General features: G+C 61.9%; 24 protein-coding genes, 2 pseudogenes and 1 riboswitch. Of the genes and pseudogenes, 12 read left to right on the top strand and 14 right to left on the bottom strand.

Annotated elements, in window-relative coordinates; all coding sequences use genetic code 11:
• The 8 genes from ptsN to AO356_RS07020 form a co-directional block, all read right to left on the bottom strand.
• Positions 1–465 carry a PTS IIA-like nitrogen regulatory protein PtsN gene (ptsN, locus tag AO356_RS07055; RefSeq protein ID WP_060739159.1) on the bottom strand — a complete coding sequence of 155 codons (465 nt, stop codon included), beginning with the start codon at positions 463–465 and terminating at the stop codon, positions 1–3.
• 12 nt (positions 466–477) lie between these two features.
• Positions 478–786 carry a ribosome hibernation-promoting factor, HPF/YfiA family gene (gene hpf, locus AO356_RS07050; RefSeq protein WP_003178005.1) on the bottom strand — a complete coding sequence of 103 codons (309 nt, stop codon included), beginning with the start codon at positions 784–786 and terminating at the stop codon, positions 478–480.
• A gap of 76 nt (positions 787–862) precedes the next feature.
• Positions 863–2,356, bottom strand: a complete 1,494-nt coding sequence (locus tag AO356_RS07045; protein ID WP_060739158.1) for an RNA polymerase factor sigma-54 — start codon at positions 2,354–2,356, stop codon at positions 863–865.
• A 164-nt stretch (positions 2,357–2,520) separates the two neighbouring features.
• Entirely contained in the window at positions 2,521–3,246 is a 726-nt protein-coding gene (gene lptB / locus AO356_RS07040; RefSeq protein WP_060739157.1) for an LPS export ABC transporter ATP-binding protein, read from the bottom strand.
• Complete coding sequence (gene lptA, locus AO356_RS07035; RefSeq protein WP_060739156.1) at positions 3,246–3,791, bottom strand: lipopolysaccharide transport periplasmic protein LptA; 546 nt, start codon at positions 3,789–3,791, stop codon at positions 3,246–3,248. Before lptA ends, lptB begins: the two co-directional genes overlap by 1 nt.
• Positions 3,778–4,347 carry an LPS export ABC transporter periplasmic protein LptC gene (lptC, locus tag AO356_RS07030; protein ID WP_060739155.1) on the bottom strand — a complete coding sequence of 190 codons (570 nt, stop codon included), beginning with the start codon at positions 4,345–4,347 and terminating at the stop codon, positions 3,778–3,780. Before lptC ends, lptA begins: the two co-directional genes overlap by 14 nt.
• Positions 4,348–4,354: 7 nt before the next feature.
• Complete coding sequence (locus AO356_RS07025; RefSeq protein ID WP_060739154.1) at positions 4,355–4,879, bottom strand: KdsC family phosphatase; 525 nt, start codon at positions 4,877–4,879, stop codon at positions 4,355–4,357.
• Positions 4,880–5,854 carry a KpsF/GutQ family sugar-phosphate isomerase gene (locus AO356_RS07020; protein WP_060739153.1) on the bottom strand — a complete coding sequence of 325 codons (975 nt, stop codon included), beginning with the start codon at positions 5,852–5,854 and terminating at the stop codon, positions 4,880–4,882.
• A 273-nt stretch (positions 5,855–6,127) separates the two neighbouring features.
• Here AO356_RS07020 and AO356_RS07015 point away from each other — a divergent pair, with 273 nt between their 5' ends.
• From AO356_RS07015 to hisC, 10 genes are all read left to right on the top strand, one after another.
• Positions 6,128–6,937 carry an ATP-binding cassette domain-containing protein gene (locus AO356_RS07015; protein ID WP_060739152.1) on the top strand — a complete coding sequence of 270 codons (810 nt, stop codon included), beginning with the start codon at positions 6,128–6,130 and terminating at the stop codon, positions 6,935–6,937.
• Positions 6,937–7,734, top strand: a complete 798-nt coding sequence (gene mlaE / locus AO356_RS07010) for a lipid asymmetry maintenance ABC transporter permease subunit MlaE (protein ID WP_060739151.1) — start codon at positions 6,937–6,939, stop codon at positions 7,732–7,734. Before AO356_RS07015 ends, mlaE begins: the two co-directional genes overlap by 1 nt.
• Entirely contained in the window at positions 7,734–8,201 is a 468-nt protein-coding gene (mlaD, locus tag AO356_RS07005) for an outer membrane lipid asymmetry maintenance protein MlaD (protein WP_003178020.1), read from the top strand. The genes mlaE and mlaD overlap by 1 nt, the downstream gene beginning before the upstream one ends.
• A gap of 11 nt (positions 8,202–8,212) precedes the next feature.
• Positions 8,213–8,866, top strand: a complete 654-nt coding sequence (locus AO356_RS07000; RefSeq protein WP_060739150.1) for an MlaC/ttg2D family ABC transporter substrate-binding protein — start codon at positions 8,213–8,215, stop codon at positions 8,864–8,866.
• 8 nt (positions 8,867–8,874) lie between these two features.
• A complete protein-coding gene (locus AO356_RS06995; RefSeq protein WP_060743079.1) occupies positions 8,875–9,180 on the top strand; it encodes an STAS domain-containing protein in 306 nt (101 codons plus the stop codon).
• A 114-nt stretch (positions 9,181–9,294) separates the two neighbouring features.
• The gene (locus AO356_RS06990) at positions 9,295–9,534 is read left to right on the top strand and encodes a BolA family protein (protein ID WP_007953556.1); all 240 of its coding nucleotides are present in this window, start codon (positions 9,295–9,297) and stop codon (positions 9,532–9,534) included.
• 22 nt (positions 9,535–9,556) lie between these two features.
• On the top strand, positions 9,557–10,822 hold the full coding sequence (murA, locus tag AO356_RS06985; RefSeq protein WP_018614024.1) for a UDP-N-acetylglucosamine 1-carboxyvinyltransferase: 1,266 nt from the start codon (positions 9,557–9,559) through the stop codon (positions 10,820–10,822).
• A 127-nt stretch (positions 10,823–10,949) separates the two neighbouring features.
• Entirely contained in the window at positions 10,950–11,585 is a 636-nt protein-coding gene (hisG, locus tag AO356_RS06980) for an ATP phosphoribosyltransferase (RefSeq protein WP_047228656.1), read from the top strand.
• Between the two features lie 123 nt (positions 11,586–11,708).
• Positions 11,709–13,046, top strand: coding sequence for a histidinol dehydrogenase (gene hisD / locus AO356_RS06975; RefSeq protein ID WP_060739149.1), 1,338 nt, complete (start codon positions 11,709–11,711; stop codon positions 13,044–13,046).
• A gap of 1 nt (position 13,047) precedes the next feature.
• A complete protein-coding gene (gene hisC / locus AO356_RS06970) occupies positions 13,048–14,100 on the top strand; it encodes a histidinol-phosphate transaminase (RefSeq protein WP_060739148.1) in 1,053 nt (350 codons plus the stop codon).
• A gap of 454 nt (positions 14,101–14,554) precedes the next feature.
• Here hisC and AO356_RS33325 read toward each other — a convergent pair whose 3' ends face one another.
• Both AO356_RS33325 and AO356_RS33320 read right to left on the bottom strand, forming a co-directional pair.
• Positions 14,555–15,259, bottom strand: a complete 705-nt coding sequence (locus AO356_RS33325) for a methyl-accepting chemotaxis protein (protein ID WP_411828789.1) — start codon at positions 15,257–15,259, stop codon at positions 14,555–14,557.
• Between the two features lie 201 nt (positions 15,260–15,460).
• A pseudogene (locus AO356_RS33320) lies at positions 15,461–15,517 on the bottom strand (hypothetical protein); the annotation flags it as partial.
• A 1,394-nt stretch (positions 15,518–16,911) separates the two neighbouring features.
• Here AO356_RS33320 and AO356_RS06960 point away from each other — a divergent pair.
• Positions 16,912–17,727 carry a M48 family metallopeptidase gene (locus AO356_RS06960; RefSeq protein WP_060739146.1) on the top strand — a complete coding sequence of 272 codons (816 nt, stop codon included), beginning with the start codon at positions 16,912–16,914 and terminating at the stop codon, positions 17,725–17,727.
• A gap of 126 nt (positions 17,728–17,853) precedes the next feature.
• On the opposite strand, the gene AO356_RS06955 is transcribed toward AO356_RS06960, so the two are convergent.
• The 3 genes from AO356_RS06955 to AO356_RS06945 form a co-directional block, all read right to left on the bottom strand.
• Positions 17,854–18,438, bottom strand: a complete 585-nt coding sequence (locus AO356_RS06955) for a TMEM165/GDT1 family protein (RefSeq protein WP_060739145.1) — start codon at positions 18,436–18,438, stop codon at positions 17,854–17,856.
• A 90-nt stretch (positions 18,439–18,528) separates the two neighbouring features.
• Positions 18,529–18,649, bottom strand: a riboswitch (yybP-ykoY riboswitch).
• A gap of 50 nt (positions 18,650–18,699) precedes the next feature.
• Complete coding sequence (locus AO356_RS06950) at positions 18,700–19,698, bottom strand: class I SAM-dependent methyltransferase (protein WP_060739144.1); 999 nt, start codon at positions 19,696–19,698, stop codon at positions 18,700–18,702.
• 45 nt (positions 19,699–19,743) lie between these two features.
• On the bottom strand, positions 19,744–20,709 hold the full coding sequence (locus AO356_RS06945; RefSeq protein ID WP_060739143.1) for a 2-hydroxyacid dehydrogenase: 966 nt from the start codon (positions 20,707–20,709) through the stop codon (positions 19,744–19,746).
• Between the two features lie 147 nt (positions 20,710–20,856).
• On the opposite strand from AO356_RS06945, the gene AO356_RS06940 reads away from it, so the two are divergent.
• Positions 20,857–21,486, top strand: coding sequence for a LysE family translocator (locus AO356_RS06940; RefSeq protein ID WP_060739142.1), 630 nt, complete (start codon positions 20,857–20,859; stop codon positions 21,484–21,486).
• Between the two features lie 46 nt (positions 21,487–21,532).
• On the opposite strand, the pseudogene AO356_RS33230 reads toward AO356_RS06940, so the two are convergent.
• Positions 21,533–21,922: pseudogene (locus AO356_RS33230) on the bottom strand (CatB-related O-acetyltransferase); the annotation flags it as partial.
• Between the last annotated feature and the right edge of the window lie 104 nt (positions 21,923–22,026).

Genomic DNA, 22,026 nt, shown 5'->3' with positions numbered 1-22,026 from the left:
TTAATGACCGTTCTGCTCGTCCAGGACCACCTGGTACAGAGCTTCGTTACTTGGCGCGCTGCGCAGTTTTTCGCGCACTTCCTTGCGGTCCAGCATGCTGGCGATCTGGCGCAGCAGCTCGAGGTGCGCATCGGTCGCCGCTTCCGGAACCAGCAATACGAACAGCAGGTCGACCGGGGCGCCGTCGATGGCGTCGAAATCTATGGGAGCTTCAAGGTGCAACAGTGCGCTGATGGGCGCGGTACAACCCTTGAGGCGGCAATGGGGAATGGCGATGCCGTTGCCAAAACCGGTGGAACCGAGTTTTTCACGGGCAACCAGCGCCTCGAAGACGTCCTGCATTCCCAGATCCGGTACCTCGCGGTGGATCAGGTTGGCAGTTTGTTCGAGGGCTTTCTTTTTACTGCCGCCCGGCGCGTTCACTAGGGAACGGCCGGGGGTCAGGATCTTTTCTAGTCGGATCATGGATTGGGGGGGTTAACGACCGGTCGCGCCCTGGAGGAGGCTCTGGGTCTTTTCCTTATGCTTTTTGAGTTGGCGATCCAGCTTGTCGGTCAGCAGGTCAATCGCGGCATACATGTCTGTGTGCTCTGCGTTGGCGACCACTTCTCCGCCGGGGATATGCAGCGTGGCTTCGATTTTCTGCAGCAGCTTCTCGACGTTCATCGTGACTTGCACGTTGGTGATCTTGTCGAAATGCCTCTCCAACCGGTCGAGTTTTTCGCCGATGTAGGTGCGCAGGGGTTCGGTCACTTCCAGTTGGTGTCCACTGATGTTGACTTGCATACAGCTTCTCCTTCGTTGCCAGTGCATAAAGCGGCAGGCAGAAATGCCTGCCACTGGAACGCTGTGGCGTGGCCTGTTACATCAACCGCTTGCGTTCGCTCGAAGGCGCGATCCCGAGGGATTCGCGGTATTTGGCGACGGTACGGCGGGCCACCTGAATGCCTTGTGCCTCCAGTAAACCAGCGATCTTGCTGTCACTCAACGGCTTTTTCTGATTTTCCGCGGCCACCAGTTTTTTGATGATCGCGCGGATGGCCGTGGACGAGCATTCGCCGCCTTCGGAGGTGCTGACATGGCTGGAGAAAAAGTATTTCAATTCATAGATGCCTCGGGGGGTATGCATGAATTTCTGGGTGGTCACCCGGGAAATCGTCGACTCGTGCATGCCCACTGCCTCGGCAATGTCATGCAGGACCAACGGTTTCATCGCCTCATCGCCGTACTCCAGGAAGCCGCGCTGATGCTCGACGATCTGGGTGGCCACTTTCATCAGGGTTTCGTTGCGGCTCTGCAGGCTCTTGATGAACCAGCGGGCCTCCTGCAACTGGTTGCGCATGAAGGTGTTGTCGGCGCTGGTGTCGGCGCGCTTGACGAAGCCGGCGTACTGGGCGTTGACCCGCAGCTTGGGCACCGACTCCTGGTTGAGCTCCACCAGCCAGCGATCGTTGTGCTTGCGCACGATCACATCGGGGACCACGTACTCAGGTTCAGTGGATTCGATCTGTGAGCCGGGGCGCGGGTTGAGGCTCTGTACCAGCTCGATGACCTGGCGCAGCTCATCTTCCTTGAGCTTCATGCGTCGCATCAACTGGCTGTAGTCGCGACCGCCCAACAGGTCGATGTAATCGGTGACCAACCGCTTGGCTTCGGCCAGCCATGGCGTCTTGGCAGGCAACTGGCGCAGTTGCAGCAGCAGGCACTCGCCCAGGTTGCGGGCGCCGATGCCGGCCGGTTCGAATTGCTGGATGCGATGGAGGACGGCTTCGATCTCGTCCAGCTCGATGTCGAGCTCGGGGTCGAAGGCTTCGAGGATTTCTTCGAGGGTCTCGTCCAGGTAGCCCTGGTTGTTGATGCAATCGATCAGGGTCACGGCGATCAGGCGATCGGTGTCGGACATCGGTGCCAGGTTCAGTTGCCACAGCAGGTGGCTTTGCAGGCTTTCGCCGGCCGAGGTACGGGTGGTGAAGTCCCACTCGTCGTCATCGCTGCTGGGCAGGTTGCTGGCGCTGGTCTGGTAGACATCTTCCCAGGCCGTGTCCACGGGCAGCTCGTTGGGGATGCGCTCGTTCCATTCGCCATCCTCGAGGTTATCCACCGTCGGGGCGGTTTCCTGGTAGGACGGTTCCGGGATCTCGGTATTGGTCTTCTGCTCGACGTTGTCGGCCAGCGGGTCGGTGTTATCGAAGTCGTCGCCTTCTTCCTGGCGTTCGAGCATCGGATTGGACTCCAGGGCCTCCTGGATTTCCTGTTGCAGGTCCAGGGTCGACAATTGGAGCAGGCGGATGGCCTGTTGCAGCTGCGGTGTCATCGTCAGCTGCTGGCCCATTCTCAAGACTAGCGATGGTTTCATGGCAGGGGCTTAACACCTTATTCGCCGGCGCACATGCGCCATCCACTACAGGGCGCCGGAGCGCCAAACTTAAGCAAATTATATGCCTGAAACCGAAGTGTTTGCCTAGAGCGTCGCCATAATAAAATTAAACGACGCCCGGGCAATTCGCCAGACATGTGTGCTTACAGGCGGAACTCATGGCCCAGGTACACTTCCTTGACCAGGTCGTTGGCCAGGATCGCGGCGGAGTCACCTTCGGCGATCAATTGGCCGTCATTGACAATGTAGGCGGTTTCGCAGATGTCCAGGGTCTCGCGCACGTTGTGGTCGGTGATCAGCACGCCGATGCCCTTGGCCTTGAGGTGATGGATGATCTGCTTGATGTCGCCCACCGAGATCGGGTCCACGCCGGCGAACGGTTCGTCGAGCAGGATGAACTTCGGTGCGGTGGCCAGGGCGCGGGCGATTTCCACACGGCGCCGTTCGCCGCCCGACAGGCTCATGCCCAGGTTGTCGCGAATGTGGTTGATGTGGAATTCCTGCAGCAGGCTTTCCAGCTCCTGGCGACGGCCGGCCTTGTCGAGCTCCTTGCGGGTCTCGAGGATCGCCATGATGTTGTCGGCAACCGACAGTTTGCGGAAGATCGACGCTTCTTGCGGCAAATAGCCGATACCGGCCTTCGCCCGGCCGTGCATCGGCTGGTGGCTGACATCCAGGTCGTCGATCAGCACGCGACCCTGATCGGCCTGGACCAGGCCGACGATCATATAGAAGCAGGTGGTCTTGCCCGCGCCATTGGGGCCGAGCAGGCCGACGATCTGGCCGCTGTCGATGGACAGGCTGACATCACGCACGACTTGCCGGCCCTTGTAGCTCTTGGCCAAGTGCTGGGCTTTCAGAGTTGCCATTACTGGGCCTTCTGCTCGGTTTTCTTTTTAGGCTGGATCACCATGTCGATCCGCGGACGCTGCTCGGTCACCTTGCTGCCGGTGGCGCGGCCGGCGCTGGCCAGTTTCTTGACGGTGTCGTAGACGATTTTCTCGCCCTGGGTGACGTTGTTGTCCTTGTCGACGACCTTGGCACGGTCGATCAGGACCACGCGATCCTGGGAGGCGTGGTATTGGATGGTGACCCCGTAGCCCTGTACCGGCTTGGTATCGCCCGCGGTTTGCAGTTGCTCGAAATAGGCCAGGTTGCCCACCGAGGTCACCACATCGATATCGCCGGTCGGGGTGCGGGTGATGGTCACGGTGTTGCCGGTGACCTTCATCGAGCCCTGGGTGATGATCACGTCGCCTTTATAGGTGGCGACGCCATTCTTGTCGTCGAGTTGGGCGTCGTCGGCCTGGATGCGGATAGGCTGGTCGCGGTCGTTGGGAAGAGCCCAGGCGCTCGCGCTTCCCAGTGCTGCGCCCAGACTGAGCAAAATAGGGAGGGTTTTAGCGAGCTTCATACTGTCCTCTTACGTTCGATAGCAGGTGTATCCTGCTTTCCTTCAAATACGCTTTCATGCCCGTGCCGGTCGATACACCCCCGGCGCCGTCGATTCTAACGGGTTGCTCGGTCTGCGCATATTCTTGCTGTGGGAACACGGTCATGCGTGTGCTGGTGATGATGGTCGTGCGGTTTTTCTCGTCGGTTCGGGCGACGCGTACCGAGTCGATCAGCTCCACTTCGGTGCCGCCGGAATTGACTTCGGCGTGCTCGCTCTGCACGTGCCACGGGAATTCGGTGCCGCGGAACATGTTCAGGTCCGGCTTGGTGACCAGCGTAATGTCAGTGGCCTTTACGTGGTCAACCTTGTCGGACGTCATCTCATACTGCACTTTGCCGTCGGGCAGGTACTGCAGGGTATGGGTGTTGGTCGCGTACCAGTCGATCCGTTCCTCGACCTGGGCCGCAGGCTGGTCGAGAAACCGTTCGGGGCTGATGTTCCAATAGCCCACCGCGGCGAAAATCGCCGCGATACAGGCAAACACCACAATGGTGCGAATCTTTTTGCTCAGCATAAATGGCTCACAGGTACGCGGCGTTGGCCGCTTCGAGGCGGCCCTGGGCGCGCAGGATCAGTTCACAGAATTCGCGGGCAGCACCTTCGCCACCTCGCGCCGTGGTGATGCCGTGGGCATGCTCGCGCACGAAGCTGGCCGCGTTGGCGACCGCCATGCCCAGGCCGACCCGGCGAATCACCGGCAGGTCTGGCAGGTCGTCACCGAGGTAGGCCACCTGTTCATAGCTTAGGTTGAGTTGACCCAGAAGCTCGTCCAGCACCACCAGTTTGTCTTCGCGTCCCTGGTAAAGGTGCGGGATGCCGAGGTTCTTCGCACGCCGTTCGACCACCGGGGTCTTGCGGCCGCTGATGATAGCGGTCTGTACGCCGGCGGCCATCAACATCTTGATGCCTTGGCCGTCGAGGGTGTTGAAAGTCTTGAATTCGCTGCCGTCTTCGAGGAAGTACAGGCGGCCGTCGGTCAGCACGCCGTCCACATCGAACACGGCCAGCTTGATGGCTTTGCCACGTTGCAACAGGTCTGTGTTCATTTACATGACTCCCGCACGCAGCAGATCGTGCATGTTCAGGGCGCCCACCGGACGGTCTTCGTCATCGACGACCACCAGGGCGCTGATCTTGTGGTCTTCCATGATTTTCAGGGCCTCGGCGGCGAGCATCTCGGCGCGGGCGGTCTTGCCGTGGGGGGTCATGACTTGCTCGATGGTCGCACTGTGGATGTCGATGGTGCGGTCCAGGGTGCGACGCAGGTCGCCGTCGGTGAAGATCCCGGCGAGCTTGCCGTCGGCTTCGAGAATAACCGTCATGCCCAGGCCCTTGCGGGTCATCTCCATGAGTGCGTCCTTGAGCAGCGTGCCGCGCACGACCTGTGGCAGTTCCTGGCCGGCGTGCATCACGTTTTCGACTTTCAGCAGCAGGCGACGGCCGAGGGCGCCACCGGGATGGGAAAAGGCGAAGTCTTCCGCGGTGAAGCCCCGGGCTTCCAGCAGCGCCACGGCCAGGGCGTCGCCCATGACCAGGGCCGCGGTGGTGGAGGAGGTTGGCGCCAGGTTCAATGGGCAGGCCTCGTGCTCGACATGCACATTGAGGTTCACTTCGGCGGCCTTGGCCAGCGGCGAGTCGGGGTTGCCGGTCACGCTGATCAACTGGATGCCCAGGCGCTTGATCAGCGGCAGCAGGGTGATGATCTCGTTGGTGGAGCCGGAGTTGGACAGGGCCAGGATGATGTCGTCCCGGGTGATCATGCCCATGTCGCCATGACTGGCTTCGGCCGGATGGACGAAAAAGGCCGTGGTGCCGGTGCTGGCGAGGGTGGCGGCGATCTTGTTGCCGATGTGCCCGGACTTGCCCATGCCGACCACGACGACGCGGCCCTTGCTGGCCAGAATCATCTCGCAGGCGCGTACGAAATCAGCGTCGATATGGGGCAGCAAGCCTTGCACGGCTTCGAGCTCGAGGCGGATGGTACGTTGTGCCGATTGAATCAGGTCGCTGGATTGGCTCATGTCTGAAATCGTATAGCCCGATGAAAAGGCGGCGATTATAGCGGTAATGAACAATTCCCTCACGTAAGTTCGTCATGCTTTGTTCAAGGGGCCGCAACGTTTGACATAAAATGTGGCTTTTACCTTAAGCCAGGCTTAACGGGCGGGGCGTTGGCCTTGGGCGCTTGGCTGTTGCAGTGATATAGTTCGCCGCCGGTTCGCGTGCCCGGCGGTGCCGGCGCTTGTCGGCTGCCCAGGGCATTCGAATGTGAGGCTGCATCGCAAGGAGTTTAGATGAGTGCCGACAACGCCTACGCGGTCGAGCTGAAGGGACTGTCCTTCAAGCGAGGGACGCGCAGCATTTTCAATGACATCGATATTCGCATACCACGGGGCAAGGTCACCGGCATCATGGGGCCCTCCGGGTGTGGCAAGACCACGCTGCTGCGGCTGATAGGCGCGCAGTTGCGTCCCAGCGCCGGCGAAGTCTGGGTCAATGGCCAGAATCTTCCCCAGTTGTCTCGCAGCGACCTGTTCGATGCACGCAAGCACATGGGCGTGCTGTTCCAGAGCGGCGCGCTGTTCACCGACCTCGATGTGTTCGAGAACGTGGCGTTTCCGCTGCGGGTCCATACCGACCTGCCGGAAGAAATGATCCGCGACATCGTCCTGCTCAAGTTGCAGGCCGTCGGGCTGCGTGGCGCCATCGACCTGATGCCGGACGAGCTGTCCGGCGGCATGAAGCGGCGGGTCGCGCTGGCGCGGGCGATTGCCCTCGATCCGAAGATCCTCATGTACGACGAACCCTTCGTCGGCCAGGACCCGATCGCCATGGGTGTACTCGTGCGCCTGATCCGCCTGCTCAACGATGCACTGGGCATCACCAGTATCGTGGTCTCCCATGACCTGGCCGAAACCGCCAGCATTGCCGACTACATCTATGTGGTCGGCGATGGCCAGGTGCTGGGGCAGGGCACACCGCAGGAACTGGCGGATTCGGACAACCCGCGTATTCGCCAATTCATGAAGGGTGATCCGGACGGCCCGGTGGAATTCCATTTTCCGGCCACGGATTACCGTACCGATCTGCTGGGGAAGCGCTGATGCGCAAGAAGTCACTGTTGGAAAGAGTTCGTCTGTTTGGTCGCTCCGGCATCGATGTGGTGGCGGTGCTGGGCCGTTCCTCGCTGTTCCTGATGCACGCCCTGCTCGGTCGCAACGCGACAGGCGGCGGCTTTGGCCTGCTGGTCAAGCAGTTGCACTCGGTGGGCGTGATGTCCCTGGTGATCATCGTGGTCTCCGGGATCTTCATTGGCATGGTGTTGGCGCTGCAGGGCTTCAGCATTTTGTCCAGCTACGGTTCGGAGCAGGCGGTCGGGCAGATGGTCGCCCTGACGCTGCTGCGCGAGCTGGGCCCCGTGGTGACGGCGCTGCTGTTCGCTGGGCGAGCCGGTTCGGCGCTGACGGCTGAAATCGGTAACATGAAGTCCACCGAGCAGTTGTCCAGCCTGGAAATGATCGGTGTCGACCCACTCAAGTACATCATTGCCCCGCGCCTGTGGGCCGGTTTCATTTCCCTGCCGGTGCTGGCGATGATTTTTAGCGTCGTGGGGATCTGGGGCGGCTCCTGGGTGGCCGTCGACTGGCTGGGGGTCTATGAAGGGTCCTACTGGTCGAACATGCAAAACAGCGTCGACTTCCTCGACGATGTCCTCAATGGCGTGATCAAAAGTGCCGTGTTCGCGTTCGTCGTGACCTGGATCGCCGTGTTTCAAGGCTATGACTGTGAGCCCACTTCAGAGGGGATCAGCCGTGCCACAACCAAGACCGTGGTGTACGCCTCGCTGGCGGTCCTGGGCCTTGACTTTATTCTGACCGCCTTGATGTTTGGAGATTTCTGATGCAAAACCGCACCCTGGAAATCGGTGTCGGCCTTTTCTTGCTGGCTGGCATCCTGGCTTTGCTGCTGCTGGCCTTGCGGGTCAGTGGCCTGGCGCCGACGGCAAGCACCGATACTTATAAACTTTATGCCAACTTCGACAATATCGCCGGTTTGACGGTCAGAGCCAAGGTGACCATGGCCGGTGTGACCATCGGCAAGGTCACGGCAATCGATCTGAACCGCGAGGATTTCACCGGTCGGGTGACGCTGCAGCTGGAAAAGCGCGTGGACAACCTGCCGACTGACTCCACTGCATCTATCCTCACGGCCGGGCTGCTGGGCGAGAAATACATTGGCATCAGCGTGGGAGGGGAAGACACCGTGCTCAAGGACGGCGGCGTCATCCATGACACGCAGTCGTCCCTGGTGCTCGAGGACCTGATCGGTAAATTCCTGCTCAATACCGTTAGCAAAGACGCCAAATGAGGAGCTTTTGAATGATCTCTATCTTGCGACGTAGCCTGTTGGTGCTGCTCGCGGCGCTGCCGTTGATGGCCAACGCAGTGGCCGCGCCTTCGGCCCATGACATCATCCAGGACACGACCACCCGGTTGTTGGCGGACCTTGCCGCCAATAAAGAGAAATACAAGCAGGACCCCAGCGCGTTCTATGACGCGCTGAATGGCATCGTCGGCCCTGTGGTGGACGCCGATGGCATCTCCAAGAGCATCATGACCGTCAAGTACTCGCGCAAGGCAACCCCGGCGCAGATGACCCGCTTCCAGGAGAACTTCAAGCGCAGCCTGATGCAGTTCTATGGCAACGCCTTGCTGGAATACAACAACCAGGGCATCACCGTTTCCCCGGCCAAGGACGAAAGCGGCACCCGCACCAGCGTCGACATGCAGGTCAAGGGCAACAATGGCGCGGTCTACCCTGTGTCCTACACGCTGGAGAAGATCAACAGCGAGTGGAAAGTGCGCAACGTGATCATCAACGGCATCAACATTGGCAAGCTGTTCCGCGATCAGTTCGCTGACGCGATGCAGCGCAATGGCAACGACCTGGACAAGACCATCGACGGCTGGGCCGGTGAAGTCGCCAAGGCCAAGGAAGTGACCGAAGAAGCCAAAGAGAAGCAGGAACAATGATCGAGTCGGTGAGTGAGTCGGCCGTTCGTCTGGGCGGCGCCGGTGAGCTGCTGCTCAGTGGCGTGCTGGACTACCGCACCGGCACGGCCTTGCGCAAGCAGGGCCAGGCGCTGATCAAGTCCGTCGGTGCCGCCGAGGTGGTCGTTGACTGCTCGGCGGTGCAGAAGTCCAGCAGTGTCGGCTTGTCGCTGCTGCTGTGCTTCATGCGGGACGCCAAGGCGGCCGGCAAAACGTGGAGCATCCGTGGGATGCCCGAAGACATGCGCGAAATAGCCCAGGTCAGCGAGCTGACCGAGCTGTTGGCGCACTCCTGACCACATTGTTGGAAAAGTCCCCCCGTCAGAGTCCTGCTTCGCGGGGTTCGCAGGCGCGGGGCTTTTTTGTATGATGTGCGACCCGCGCGCACAGGGCGCCGATTGAGGTTGAGCATGCAGGCTGTAGAAGTGAAGAGCTTCCTTGAAGGAAAGCTGCCTGGTACGCAGGTGGAAGTTGAAGGCGAAGGCTGCAACTTCCAGCTGAACGTGATCAGCGATGAACTGGCGGCATTGAGCCCAGTGAAGCGTCAGCAGAGCATCTATGCCCATTTGAACCCATGGATTGCCGATGGCAGCATCCACGCGGTCACGATGAAATTTTTCAGCAGCGCGGCCTGGGCCGAGCGCACCTGAGCCCAAGGGCCTCGAGATTCTTATGGATAAACTGATTATTACCGGCGGCGTTCGTCTTGATGGCGAAATCCGTATCTCCGGGGCAAAGAACTCCGCCCTGCCAATCCTGGCCGCAACCCTGCTGTGCGATGGTCCTGTGACCGTGGCCAACCTGCCGCACCTGCACGACATCACCACGATGATCGAGCTGTTCGGCCGCATGGGCATCGAGCCGGTGATCGACGAGAAGCTCAGCGTCGAGATCGACCCACGTACCATCAAGACCCTGATCGCCCCGTACGAGCTGGTGAAGACCATGCGTGCGTCGATCCTGGTACTGGGCCCGATGGTCGCCCGTTTCGGTGAAGCCGAAGTCGCCTTGCCTGGCGGTTGCGCCATCGGCTCGCGTCCGGTGGACCTGCACATCCGCGGCCTGGAAGCCATGGGCGCGGTGATCGACGTCGAAGGTGGCTACATCAAGGCCAAGGCGCCGGAAGGCGGCTTGCGCGGCGCGCACTTCTTCTTCGATACCGTCAGCGTGACCGGTACCGAGAACATCATGATGGCCGCCGCACTGGCCAAGGGCCGCAGCGTGCTGCAAAACGCTGCCCGCGAGCCTGAAGTGGTCGACCTGGCGAACTTCCTGATCGCCATGGGCGCCAAGATCAGCGGTGCCGGTACTGACACCATCACCATCGATGGCGTCGAGCGCCTGCATTCGGCCACCTACAAGGTGATGCCGGATCGGATCGAAACCGGCACCTACCTGGTGGCCGCTGCCGTCACCGGTGGCCGCGTCAAGGTCAAGGACACCGATCCGACCATCCTCGAAGCCGTCCTGGAGAAGCTCAAGGAAGCCGGTGCCGAAGTCACCTGCGGCGAAGACTGGATCGAAGTGAACATGCACGGCAAGCGGCCCAAGGCTGTCAACGTGCGGACCGCTCCATACCCGGCGTTCCCGACCGACATGCAGGCGCAGTTCATCTCCCTCAACGCCATTGCCGAAGGCACGGGCGCGGTCATCGAGACGATCTTCGAAAACCGCTTCATGCACGTCTACGAGCTGCACCGCATGGGCGCCAAGATCCAGGTCGAAGGCAACACGGCCATCGTCACTGGCACCGAGAAGCTCAAGGGCGCGCCAGTCATGGCCACCGACCTGCGGGCGTCGGCCAGCCTGGTCATTTCGGCCCTGGTTGCCGAAGGCGATACCCTGATCGACCGCATCTACCACATCGACCGTGGCTACGAGTGCATCGAAGAAAAACTGCAGATGCTCGGCGCCAAGATCCGACGCGTGCCGGGCTAATTCCGGCTGCATGGGCGCAGGGACGCGTCCGTTGATTTCGTTTTATCGAGGGTGTTTGCACCCTCGATGTGTGTCCGGCGCCGTTTGCGACCGGGCATGAGTACCTTGATAAGGACTGACGTTTCCCATGTTGACCATCGCACTGTCCAAGGGCCGCATCCTTGACGACACCCTGCCGCTTCTGGCTGAAGCGGGCATCGTGCCGACCGAGAATCCGGACAAGAGCCGCAAGCTGATCATCCCCACGACCCAGGCCGATGTGCGCTTGCTGATCGTGCGTGCCACCGATGTGCCGACCTATGTGGAACACGGTGCCGCCGACCTGGGCGTTGCCGGCAAGGACGTGCTGATGGAGTACGGCGGCCAGGGCCTGTACGAGCCCCTGGACCTGCGGATCGCCCGTTGCAAGCTGATGACCGCCGGTAAAGTCGGCGCGCCGGAGCCCAAGGGGCGTTTGCGCGTGGCGACCAAGTTCGTCAACATTGCCAAGCGTTATTACGCCGAGCAGGGCCGTCAGGTCGACATCATCAAGCTGTACGGTTCGATGGAGCTGGCGCCGCTGATCGGCCTGGCGGACAAGATCATCGACGTGGTCGACACCGGCAACACCCTGCGGGCCAACGGTCTGGAACCCCAGGATTTCATTGCTGACATCACTTCCCGGCTGATCGTCAACAAGGCGTCGATGAAAATGCAGCATGCTCGTATCCAGGCTCTGATCGATACCCTGCGCAAGGCAGTGGAATCGCGACACCGCGGCTGATTCACCTGCGCGACCTTGAGTCGCGCCCGTCTATCCGTGTCATAGCCAATTTTCTCAGGTGCCCACGCGAATGGACTGGTAGCTTAGGGCGCCTGAGCATTTGCCATTAATGAGGCCCTCGCTATGACCGCTCCCACTTCGATTCGCCGACTCAACGCTGCCGATCCGGATTTCGCACATCATCTGGATCATCTGCTGAGCTGGGAAAGCGTGTCTGACGACTCGGTCAATCAGCGGGTGCTGGACATCATCAAGGCGGTGCGCGAGCGTGGCGATGCGGCACTGGTGGAATTCACCCAGAAATTCGACGGCCTGCAAGTGGCGTCCATGGCCGACCTGATCCTGCCGCGCGAGCGCCTGGAACTGGCCCTGACCCGGATCACCGTGCCCCAGCGCGAAGCCCTGGAAAAAGCCGCGTCGCGGGTGCGTGATTATCACGAAAGGCAGAAACAGGACTCCTGGAGCTACACCGAAGCCGACGGCACGGTGCTGGGCCAGAAAGTCACGCCGCTGGACCGCGCCGGCCTGTACGTGCCGGGCGGCAAGGCATCCTATCCGTCCTCGGTGCTGATGAACGCCATCCCGGCCAAGGTCGCCGGCGTGACCGAAGTGGTCATGGTCGTCCCGACCCCGCGGGGTGAAATCAACGAGCTGGTGCTGGCCGCGGCCTGCATTGCCGGGGTGGACCGGGTATTCACCATCGGCGGCGCCCAGGCCGTGGCTGCGCTGGCCTATGGCACCGAAAGCGTGCCACGGGTGGACAAGGTGGTCGGGCCGGGCAATATCTATGTCGCCACCGCCAAGCGCCACGTGTTTGGCCAGGTCGGCATCGACATGATCGCGGGCCCTTCGGAAATCCTCGTGGTGTGCGACGGCCAGACCGATCCGGACTGGATCGCCATGGACCTGTTTTCCCAGGCCGAGCACGACGAAGACGCCCAGGCGATCCTGGTCAGCCCGGACGCCGAGTTCCTCGACAAGGTCGCCGCCAGCATCGACAAGCTGCTGCCGACCATGGACCGCGCCGAGATCATCAACACCTCGATCAACGGCCGTGGGGCGCTGATCAAGGTCGATGACATGGCGCAGGCCATCGAGGTCGCCAACCGCATCGCGCCGGAACACCTGGAATTGTCCGTTGCCGATCCGCAAGCCTGGCTGCCACAGATCCGCCACGCCGGCGCGATCTTCATGGGCCGCCACACCAGCGAGGCACTGGGCGATTATTGCGCGGGGCCCAACCACGTGTTGCCGACTTCCGGCACCGCCCGCTTTTCGTCGCCGCTGGGGGTGTATGACTTCCAGAAGCGTTCGTCGATCATCTTCTGCTCCGAGCAGGGGGCTTCCGAACTGGGCAAGACCGCCTCGGTGCTGGCCCGTGGCGAATCGCTGAGCGCCCACGCCCGCAGCGCCGAGTACCGTATTCTTGATGAGCAATCCGTTGAAGGGCAGGGGAACTGAAATGAGTAAATTCTGGAGCCCGTTCGTCAAGAACCTGGTGCCCTACGTGCCGGGCGAGCAACCGAAGCTGACCCGGTTGGTCAAGCTCAACACCAACGAGAACCCCTACGGCCCATCGCCCAAGGCCCTGGCGGCGATGCAGACCGAACTGAACGACAACCTGCGCCTGTATCCGGACCCCAACAGTGACCTGCTCAAAGGCGCCGTGGCCCGCTACTACGGCGTGCAGAGCAACCAGGTGTTCCTGGGTAATGGCTCGGATGAAGTGCTGGCGCACATTTTTCACGGCTTGTTGCAACATGACCAGCCGCTGTTGTTCCCGGACATCAGCTACAGCTTCTATCCGGTGTATTGCGGGTTGTACGGCATCCAGTTCGACGCCGTGCCGCTGGATGAACAATTCCGGATCGATCCGGCGGACTATGCCAAGCCCAACGGCGGGATCATTTTCCCCAACCCGAACGCGCCCACCGGCTGCCTGCTGGCGCTGGACGCGGTCGAGCGGATCCTCAAGGCCAGCCCGGATTCGGTGGTGGTGGTCGACGAGGCCTACATCGACTTCGGCGGCGAGACGGCCATCAGCCTGGTGGATCGTTATCCGAACCTGCTGGTGACCCAGACATTGTCCAAATCCCGCTCGCTGGCGGGGCTGCGCGTGGGCCTGGCGGTGGGGCATCCGGACCTGATCGAAGCGCTGGAGCGGATCAAGAACAGCTTCAACTCCTACCCGCTGGATCGCCTGGCGAACGTCGGCGGCGCGGCGGCGTTCGATGATCGCGAGCATTTCGACCGGACCTGCCGGTTAGTCATCGAGCACCGTGAATGGGTCGTGACCCAATTGGAAGCCAAGGGCTTTGAAGTGCTGCCCTCGGCGGCCAACTTCATCTTCGCCCGCCACCCCCGGCACGATGCGGCAGGGTTGGCGGCGAAACTGCGGGAGCAGGGGGTGATCGTGCGGCACTTCAAACAGGAGCGGATTGCCCAGTTCCTGCGGATCAGCATTGGCACACCGGAGCAGAACCAGGCCCTGATCGAAGCCCTCGGCGAACTCTGAAACCCTGCATTGACCCTGTGGGAGCGGGCTTGCTCGCGAAGGTGTAGTGTCAGTCACTTCATGGTGGCTGAACTGACGCTATCGCGAGCAGGCTCGCTCCCACAGTTGTTTTAGGGTGTTCGCACTGTCGGCATTCCAACGCCAATCCCTTGTGGGAGCGGACTTGCTCGCGAAGGCGTAGTGTCAGTCACTTCAATGTTGGCTGAACTGGCGCCATCGCGAGCAAGCTCGCTCCCACAGTTGTTTGGGGTGTTCGCAATATCGGCGTTCCAACGCCAATCCCTTGTGGGAGCGAGCTTGCTCGCGAAGGCGTAGTGTCAGCCGCTTCATGGTGGCTGAACTGACGCTATCGCGAGCAAGCTCGCTCCCACAGTTGTTTTGGGGTGTTCGCACTGTCGGCGTTCCAGCGCCAATCCCTTGTGGGAGCGAGCTTGCTCGCGATGGGGCCTTCGGATCAGACCCTGAACTGATTGATCAACCGCCGCTGCTGCTCCGCCAATTTGGTCAGCCCGGCGCTGGCCGCGCTGGATTCGTCGGCGCCGCTGGCCACTTCGTTCGCCACTTGCCCGATGTTGATCACGTTGCGGTTGATGTCGTCGGCCACGGCGCTTTGTTCCTCGGCAGCGCTGGCGATCTGGGTGTTCATGTCGTTGATCACCGACACGGCCTGGGTGATCGTTTCCAGGGCCTGGGCCGCTTTCGCCGCATGCTGCACGCTTTCATCGGTACGGTGCTGGCTGTCTTCCATCACCCGCACCACATCCCGGGTGCCTTGCTGCAGTTGCTGGATCATCGCCTGGATTTCTTCGGTCGCCTGCTGCGTCTTCTGCGCCAGGTTGCGCACTTCATCGGCGACCACCGCGAAACCACGGCCCTGTTCGCCGGCCCGGGCCGCTTCGATGGCTGCGTTGAGGGCCAGCAGGTTGGTCTGCTCGGCGATCCCGCGGATGGCGGTGAGGATCGCGTTGATGTTCTCGCTGTCCTTGGCCAGGGTCTGCACCACACCCACCGCCTTGCCGATTTCCACGGCCAGGGCGCCAATGGAGGTGGAAGTGTCCCGGACGATCTGCATGCCCTGGCTGGCGGCCTGGTCCGCATGACTGGCGGCCTGGGCCGCCTGGGTCGCGTTGCGGGCCACGTCCTGGGCGGTGGCGGTCATTTCGTGCACCGCAGTGGCGACCTGATCGATCTCGGACATTTGCTTGTGCACACCCTGGTTGGTGCGGATCGCAATATCGGCCGTGTGCTCCGATGAATCGCTGACGCTCTGCACCGAGGTCACCACTTGGGTGATCATGCCCTGCAACTTGCTCAGGAAAGTGTTGAAGCCCCTGGCGATCGCCCCTAGCTCATCGGCGCGGTCGCTCACCAGGCGACGGGTCAGGTCGCCTTCGCCCTGGGCGATGTCATCGAGCATCGCCACCATTTGCTTGAGCGGCCGGGCAATGCCATGGCCCACCAGCCAGATCACCAGCAGACCGATGCCGGCAATCACCAGGCCCACCATCGCCATGCCGAAGATATCGGCCTGGCGCTGATGGTCGAGGTCTTGCTGCAAGGCTTGCAGGTCGGCCATGACCGCATTCAGCGGCAACTGCAGCATCAACGTCCAGCGGGCGTTGGTCTCGCCGATGCCGAACGGCATGTACACCTCGATATGCCCGTGTTCTTCGTCGATGTCGTAGCGCACCTCGCCGACGCCCAGCTTGGCCAGGTTGTCCAATTCGCTGGCATCCAGCAGGTCGCTGGCTTTTTCCCCGAGTTTGCTCGGGTCCTTGGTGAAGGCTACCAGCCGGTTGTTGCTCGAGAGCAGGGCCATTTCCCCGGCGCCGTCGTACAGCTTGCCATCGGCGGCCACGAGCATGTCCTGGATGAAGTTCACCGACAGGTCGGCGCCAACGATGCCCTGGAACTTGCCATCGATCATGATCGGTTCGATGAACGAGGCGAGCATGGTCATCGTGCTGCCGACGCGATAGGGCGCCGGGTCGATCACGCAGGCTTTCTTGCTGTCCTGGGAGCACAGGTAGTACTCACTGGCGCGGATGCCGGTGGAGAGCAGTTTCTGGTCGGTCACGTCGGCGAGTTTTTCCAGGCCCAGGGAGCCGTCCTGGTTGCGAAACCACCACGGCAGGAAACGCCCGCTGGTTTCCATGCCCACCACCGGGCTGTTCACATAGTTGGCGTCGTCGTGGTCGATGGCGTTCGGCTCCCAGGCGATGTAGGCGCCGAGGATCTTCGGGTTGCGCACCACGGTTTCCCGCAGCAGGCTGATCATTTGCTCACGGGGCACCTTCAGTTGCGGGTTGCCGTCCGCGCCGTTGATGCCCATCAAGGCGTTCGTGGTGGCCAGGCCACGGGCGAGCAGCAGCGGGGCTTCCAGTTCCCGTTGGATCAGGCTGGCCTGGGTGCGCGCCAGGGCACTGAGGCGTTGTTCGATGAGTTGCTCGAACTGTGCCTTGGTGCGCTGTTGCACCATCTCCTGGGTGCGGGCACCGGCAAACAGCGCGTACAGCACAAGGGCGGCAACCACACTGAGCACGATGGCACCGGCCAGGGCGGCCACGGAAAACTGGATCGATTTGAATTTCATAAAGGCTCCGGACGCGGAAATGACGTCTGGGCTCTTTATCGGCGTTTCTGTGGCGCGGCATGAGTCGCTGTTCGTCGGGTGACTCTAATAGCTGCGTGGGTGTCGCAAATGGATGCGGTGGGATCTGTCCGAAAAAACGCTAATCCCTCGTTGTGTATCTGGCGCCGATACAAATCAAGGCCTAGGATACGCCCACGTTTCCAGGGAGCTTCTTTTACATGAACAAGACATTGATGGTGAGTGCTCTGAGCGCGGCGCTGCTGCTCGCCGGTTGCCAGTCGGTCAACACCACCAGCGGCGGAGCCGTGGGTGTGGAGCGCAAGCAGTACATGTTCAGCATGCTGTCGACCGACGAGGTCAACCAGATGTACGCCCAGTCCTATCAAAAGACGATGGGTGAGGCCAAGGCCCAGGGTGCGCTGGACAAGACCAGCAACGATGCCAAGCGCATCCAGGTCATTGCCGATCGCTTGATTGCCCAGGCGCCGGTGTTCCGCCCGGATTCGGCCCAGTGGAACTGGGAAGTGAACCTGATCAAGAGCGATGAACTCAACGCCAATTGCGGTCCTGGCGGCAAGATCATGTTCTATACCGGCCTGATCGACCAGTTGAAGCTGACCGACGCTGAAATCGCCGCGATCATGGGCCACGAAATTGCCCACGCCCTGCGCGAGCACGGGCGCGAAGCGATGTCCAAGGCCTATGGCATCGAGATGGCCAAGCAGGGCGCCGGTGCCTTGTTCGGCCTCGGCCAGGACAGCCTGGCCTTGGCCGACACCGTCGCCAACTACGGCATGACCTTGCCCAACAGCCGTGGCAACGAGAACGAAGCCGACCTGATCGGCCTCGAACTGGCCGCCCGCGCCGGCTACGACCCGAATGCGGCGATCACCTTGTGGAACAAGATGGCCAAGGCTTCCGAAGGCGCGCCGCCGGAATTCATGAGCACCCACCCGTCGTCGAGCAGTCGTATCGCTTCGTTGCAAGCGGCGATTCCGAAGGTGATGCCGCTGTATCAGCAGGCCAAGAAGTAAGCATCGTTGTGGGAGCAAAGCTTGCTCGCGACAGGGGCGACGCAGACGTCAATCAGACCGCGTCATCGTTTATCGCGAGCAAGCTATGCTCCCACAGTTATCCTCTGCCCAAGGGGTGACAAAGGGTCAAACCCACCCACTACTCTGCATCGCCTTGTACACCGCCACGATCGCCAGGACGAAGAACGCCGAGGCGGCCAGGCGGCGGATCAGGGTCAGGGGCAGCTTCTCGGCGGCGAAATTGCCCGCCAGGACCACCGGCACGTTGGCAATCAACATGCCCACGGTGGTGCCGATGATCACCAGCCACAGCTCCGGGTATTGCGCGGCGAGCATCACCGTTGCGATCTGGGTCTTGTCGCCGATTTCCGCTAGGAAGAACGCAATCAGTGTGGTCAGGAACGGGCCGAACCGGCGGGCCGTGTTGGCTTCTTCATCGTCCAGTTTGTCCGGGACCAGGGTCCACAGTGCCGTGGCCGCGAAGCTGGCCGCCAATATCCAGTGCAGGACCGCGTTGGAGAAAAAGCCGCTGACCCAGGCGCCGACCGCGCCGGCTGCCGCATGGTTGGCCAGGGTCGCGGCAACGATGCCGGCGATGATCGGCCAGGGTTTGCGAAAGCGAGCCGCCAGGATGAGCGCGAGCAATTGCGTCTTGTCGCCGATTTCGGCCAGCGCAACGATCGCCGTAGGTACGAGGAGTGAGTCCAGCATCAGGGATTTCCTAAAGGGGCGGGTCGACACGGCTATGACACGTACAGCCTTCCCGCCCCGGGTAAGGTGTGCGTGTCATAGGTCTTGTCAAACCCAGCGACCATCTGCGTGGACGCTTGGGCCGCATACGCCATGGCCTGCTGACCAAGTATGTTGACGTATGCCGGGCGAGCATGGCGCTCGCGGGAGACTACTCCCCTAGGACGGAGCGGATTCTGCCTAGGCAAACCCGATTGAGCAAGTACTGTTTCCTAAAAAACTTCAACCGCGCTTGGCCCGGTAGATGCGAAAGCCTTGGCCTTCGGCCTTGATCGCGCAAACGCCCAAATGCTCCTCGATCAGCGGCTGGTACTTGAGGAAGCTATTGGCAACCAGCCGAAGTTCGCCACCGTTTTTCAGATGTTTGGCTGCTTTTCGCAGCAGGTTTTCCGTGGCGTGGTAATCGGTGTGCACGCCGACATGGAACGGCGGGTTGCTCAGGATCGCGCTCAAACCCATCGGTGCGGCGTCGATGCCATCACCGGTCAGCACTTCGGCTTCCAGGCCATTGGCGGCCAGGGTCAGGCGACTGCTGGCGGCTGCGAAAGCGTCTACGTCCAACAGGGTGACGGTGTTGTGCGGATAGCGCCGCTTGACCGCCGCCCCCAGCACCCCGGCGCCGCAGCCGAAGTCGAGCAAATGCCCGCTGGGCAGTTTATCCAGGTGTTCCAACAGCAGCGCACTGCCGCGATCCAGGCGACCGTGGCTGAACACACCCGGCAGGCTGATAACCTTCAGCGGGCCTTCGGCCAGGGGCAGTTCGTAGGTCTGGGCCAGGCTTTCCAGGGGCTTGGCCTCGGGCGCGTTGGCGACAGTGACCTGCCACAGTTGGCAGTGCCGCGCGCTGTCGAGCTTGCGTGGCTTGCCGAACGGGTTGAGCTGCTTGGATGCGCCTTCGATGCCGCTGCGTTTTTCCCCCACCAGGTACACCTCGCGCCCGGCCAGGCGCGCCGCCACGGCATTGAGGAGGTAGTCGGTCAGGTCCTTGGCCTTGGGCAGGAACACCACGGCGGTGTCGAACGCGCGCTCGGGCACGGTCACGCCAAAGTGGCTGCGCTCGGGAAAACGAGCATCCAGCGCCGCCTGATCGCCGGCATGCCAGCACCAGCCATGGGCTTCTGGCAAACGGCCGAGCAAATCGTCGGCGGGCAGGCCGGCCAACAACACCGAACCCTGGAATAACTCGGCCTGACGAAGCAGTACTTCACTGCGCGGATCCATGGTCTGCTCCTTGATAAAGCGGGTAAAAAAAAGTGCGGCAGTTTATCAACTGACGACACGCCGCGCTGTACCGCTGAAAAAGCCCTGGGCGTTTTCGCTCATTTGGCCGACGATCCGCTGCCGCGCTTCGCGGCTGCCCCAGGCGTTGTGTGGGGTGACGATCAACCGTGGGATATCGCCGGCCAGCAGCGGGTTGCCTTGGGTCGGCGGCTCCACGCTGAGCACGTCGGTGGCGGCGCCTCCCAAGTGACCGCTGCGCAGTGCTTCGGCCAGGGCCTGTTCGTCGATCAACCCACCACGGGCGGTATTGACCACGAATGCGCCGGGCTTGAGCAGCGCCAGCTCGCGGGCGCCGATGAAGTTCCGGGTGTGCTCGTTGAGCGGGCAGTGCAGGGTCAGGGCATCGACTTGCGGTAACAATTGCTCCAGTGGCAAGCGGTCGGGACGGGCCGGGCGCCCAGGGATCTGCCCCAGCAGCACGCGCATGCCAAAGGCTTCGGCCAGCCGCCCGACGGCGCTGCCCAATTCGCCATGGCCGAGCAAGCCCAGGGTCTTGCCTTCCAGCTCGACAATCGGATAGTCCAGCAGGCAGAACTGCGAAGCCTGCTGCCAGCGACCTTCCCCCACCGCGTTTTGATAATCGGCCAGGCGCGTCGCCAGGTTCAGCAACAGCATGAGGGTGTGCTGGGCCACCGACGGCGTGCCGTAGCCCTGGCAATTGCACACCGTGATGCCGTGGTGACGGGCGGCCGCCAGGTCGACATTGTTGGTACCGGTGGCACTGATCAGGATCAGCTTCAGTTCAGGGCTGGCCGCCATGGCCTGGGCATCGATCACGATTTTGTTGGTGATTGCCACAGTGGCGCCCTTGAGCCGCTCGATGACCTGGTCCGGCGTGGTCCGGGCGAACAGTTGCAGTTCGCCGAAGCAACTGCGCAACGGGTTCAGGTCCAGGTCGCCGAGGTCCAGGGAAGGGTGGTCGAGGAAAACGGCGCGGGCGGTGTTCATCATCAGCTGTACCTTTTATGTCAAGAACCGAAGGCGTAATGTGGCGAGCCTATCAGATGAATGCGGCCCTGGCGCCGAACACCGTGGCGAGGGAGCAAGCCCCCTCGACACGGGACTTCATCCAACAAAAGATTGTCGTAAGGAGCTTCCATGTACCTCACCGAATTCCTCACCGTCGCCCTGATCCACCTGCTGGCTGTTGCCAGCCCCGGGCCGGATTTTGCCGTGGTGGTGCGCGAAAGCGTGACCCATGGCCGACGCGCCGGGACCTGGACGGCGCTGGGCGTCGGCACGGCGATTTTCCTGCACGTGGGCTATTCGTTGCTGGGCATCGGCCTGATCGTGTCGCAATCGATCGTGCTGTTCAACGCGCTGAAGTGGGCCGCTGCCGCGTACCTGCTGTACATCGGCTTCAAGGCACTGCGGGCGCAACCGGCCAAGCCGGCCGAGGAAAACCTGCACAAGGAAGTCGGTGAGCGGACCGCCCGTGGCGCATTCATTTCGGGCTTTGTCACCAATGGCTTGAACCCCAAGGCGACGCTGTTTTTCCTGTCGCTGTTCACCGTGGTGATCAACCCGCATACGCCGTTGGCGATCCAGGCCGGTTACGGCGTGTACCTGGCGGTGGCGACGGCCGTCTGGTTCTGCCTGGTGGCGCTGTTGTTCAGCCAGCAACGGGTGCGTGCCGGTTTCGCGCGCATGGGTCATTGGTTCGACCGGACCATGGGCGCGGTGCTCGTCGCCATTGGGGTGAAGCTGGCGTTTACCGAGGCGCACTGACCGCTCTGATCTTTCCTCTGATCGCTTCCATGCGGGTGTGGGGCGATCAATGCCGTTGGCGGGCGTAATCCAGAAAAGCGTCGATGTTGTCACTGCACAGCAGGGGTGACACCGCCTTGACCTCTTCCATCGGCCATTCCCACCAGGCCGACTCCAGCAGGGCCTGACGCACCGGCTCCTCGAAGCGCCAGCGAATGAACCGGCACGGGTTGCCGCCCACCATGGCGTAAGGCTCGACATCGCGTGTCACCACCGCGCCGGCGGCGACCACGGCGCCATGGCCGATGGTCACGCCCGACAGGATCATCGCGTCAGCGCAGATCCAGCAGTCGCTGCCAACCACCACGTCGCCCTTGGTCGGGTTACTGCCGGGAATGTCCCGGGCTTCATCGATCATCCGCGGGAATGGAAACGTGCTGACCCAGTCGGTGCGATGCCCACCGCCCAGCAGTCGCTGCCAACCACCACGTCGCCCTTGGTCGGGTTACTGCCGGGAATGTCCCGGGCTTCATCGATCATCCGCGGGAATGGAAACGTGCT

Origin of the sequence: Pseudomonas fluorescens, from assembly GCF_001307275.1 — a bacterium.
GTDB lineage: Bacteria > Pseudomonadota > Gammaproteobacteria > Pseudomonadales > Pseudomonadaceae > Aquipseudomonas > Aquipseudomonas fluorescens_AA.
This window is presented reverse-complemented; position numbering and strand designations above follow the sequence as displayed.

Excerpts from the sequence above, each read along its gene's own strand:
- ptsN (WP_060739159.1), bottom strand. The coding sequence starts at position 465 with ATGATCCGACTAGAAAAGATCCTGACCCCCGGCCGTTCCCTAGTGAAC.
- hpf (WP_003178005.1), bottom strand. The coding sequence starts at position 786 with ATGCAAGTCAACATCAGTGGACACCAACTGGAAGTGACCGAACCCCTG.
- AO356_RS07045 (WP_060739158.1), bottom strand. The coding sequence starts at position 2,356 with ATGAAACCATCGCTAGTCTTGAGAATGGGCCAGCAGCTGACGATGACA.
- lptB (WP_060739157.1), bottom strand. The coding sequence starts at position 3,246 with ATGGCAACTCTGAAAGCCCAGCACTTGGCCAAGAGCTACAAGGGCCGG.
- lptA (WP_060739156.1), bottom strand. The coding sequence starts at position 3,791 with ATGAAGCTCGCTAAAACCCTCCCTATTTTGCTCAGTCTGGGCGCAGCA.
- lptC (WP_060739155.1), bottom strand. The coding sequence starts at position 4,347 with ATGCTGAGCAAAAAGATTCGCACCATTGTGGTGTTTGCCTGTATCGCG.
- AO356_RS07025 (WP_060739154.1), bottom strand. The coding sequence starts at position 4,879 with ATGAACACAGACCTGTTGCAACGTGGCAAAGCCATCAAGCTGGCCGTG.
- AO356_RS07020 (WP_060739153.1), bottom strand. The coding sequence starts at position 5,854 with ATGAGCCAATCCAGCGACCTGATTCAATCGGCACAACGTACCATCCGC.
- AO356_RS07015 (WP_060739152.1), top strand. The coding sequence starts at position 6,128 with ATGAGTGCCGACAACGCCTACGCGGTCGAGCTGAAGGGACTGTCCTTC.
- mlaE (WP_060739151.1), top strand. The coding sequence starts at position 6,937 with ATGCGCAAGAAGTCACTGTTGGAAAGAGTTCGTCTGTTTGGTCGCTCC.
- mlaD (WP_003178020.1), top strand. The coding sequence starts at position 7,734 with ATGCAAAACCGCACCCTGGAAATCGGTGTCGGCCTTTTCTTGCTGGCT.
- AO356_RS07000 (WP_060739150.1), top strand. The coding sequence starts at position 8,213 with ATGATCTCTATCTTGCGACGTAGCCTGTTGGTGCTGCTCGCGGCGCTG.
- AO356_RS06990 (WP_007953556.1), top strand. The coding sequence starts at position 9,295 with ATGCAGGCTGTAGAAGTGAAGAGCTTCCTTGAAGGAAAGCTGCCTGGT.
- murA (WP_018614024.1), top strand. The coding sequence starts at position 9,557 with ATGGATAAACTGATTATTACCGGCGGCGTTCGTCTTGATGGCGAAATC.
- hisG (WP_047228656.1), top strand. The coding sequence starts at position 10,950 with ATGTTGACCATCGCACTGTCCAAGGGCCGCATCCTTGACGACACCCTG.
- hisD (WP_060739149.1), top strand. The coding sequence starts at position 11,709 with ATGACCGCTCCCACTTCGATTCGCCGACTCAACGCTGCCGATCCGGAT.
- hisC (WP_060739148.1), top strand. The coding sequence starts at position 13,048 with ATGAGTAAATTCTGGAGCCCGTTCGTCAAGAACCTGGTGCCCTACGTG.
- AO356_RS33325 (WP_411828789.1), bottom strand. The coding sequence starts at position 15,259 with ATGACCGCCACCGCCCAGGACGTGGCCCGCAACGCGACCCAGGCGGCC.
- AO356_RS06960 (WP_060739146.1), top strand. The coding sequence starts at position 16,912 with ATGAACAAGACATTGATGGTGAGTGCTCTGAGCGCGGCGCTGCTGCTC.
- AO356_RS06955 (WP_060739145.1), bottom strand. The coding sequence starts at position 18,438 with ATGCTGGACTCACTCCTCGTACCTACGGCGATCGTTGCGCTGGCCGAA.
- AO356_RS06950 (WP_060739144.1), bottom strand. The coding sequence starts at position 19,698 with ATGGATCCGCGCAGTGAAGTACTGCTTCGTCAGGCCGAGTTATTCCAG.
- AO356_RS06945 (WP_060739143.1), bottom strand. The coding sequence starts at position 20,709 with ATGATGAACACCGCCCGCGCCGTTTTCCTCGACCACCCTTCCCTGGAC.
- AO356_RS06940 (WP_060739142.1), top strand. The coding sequence starts at position 20,857 with ATGTACCTCACCGAATTCCTCACCGTCGCCCTGATCCACCTGCTGGCT.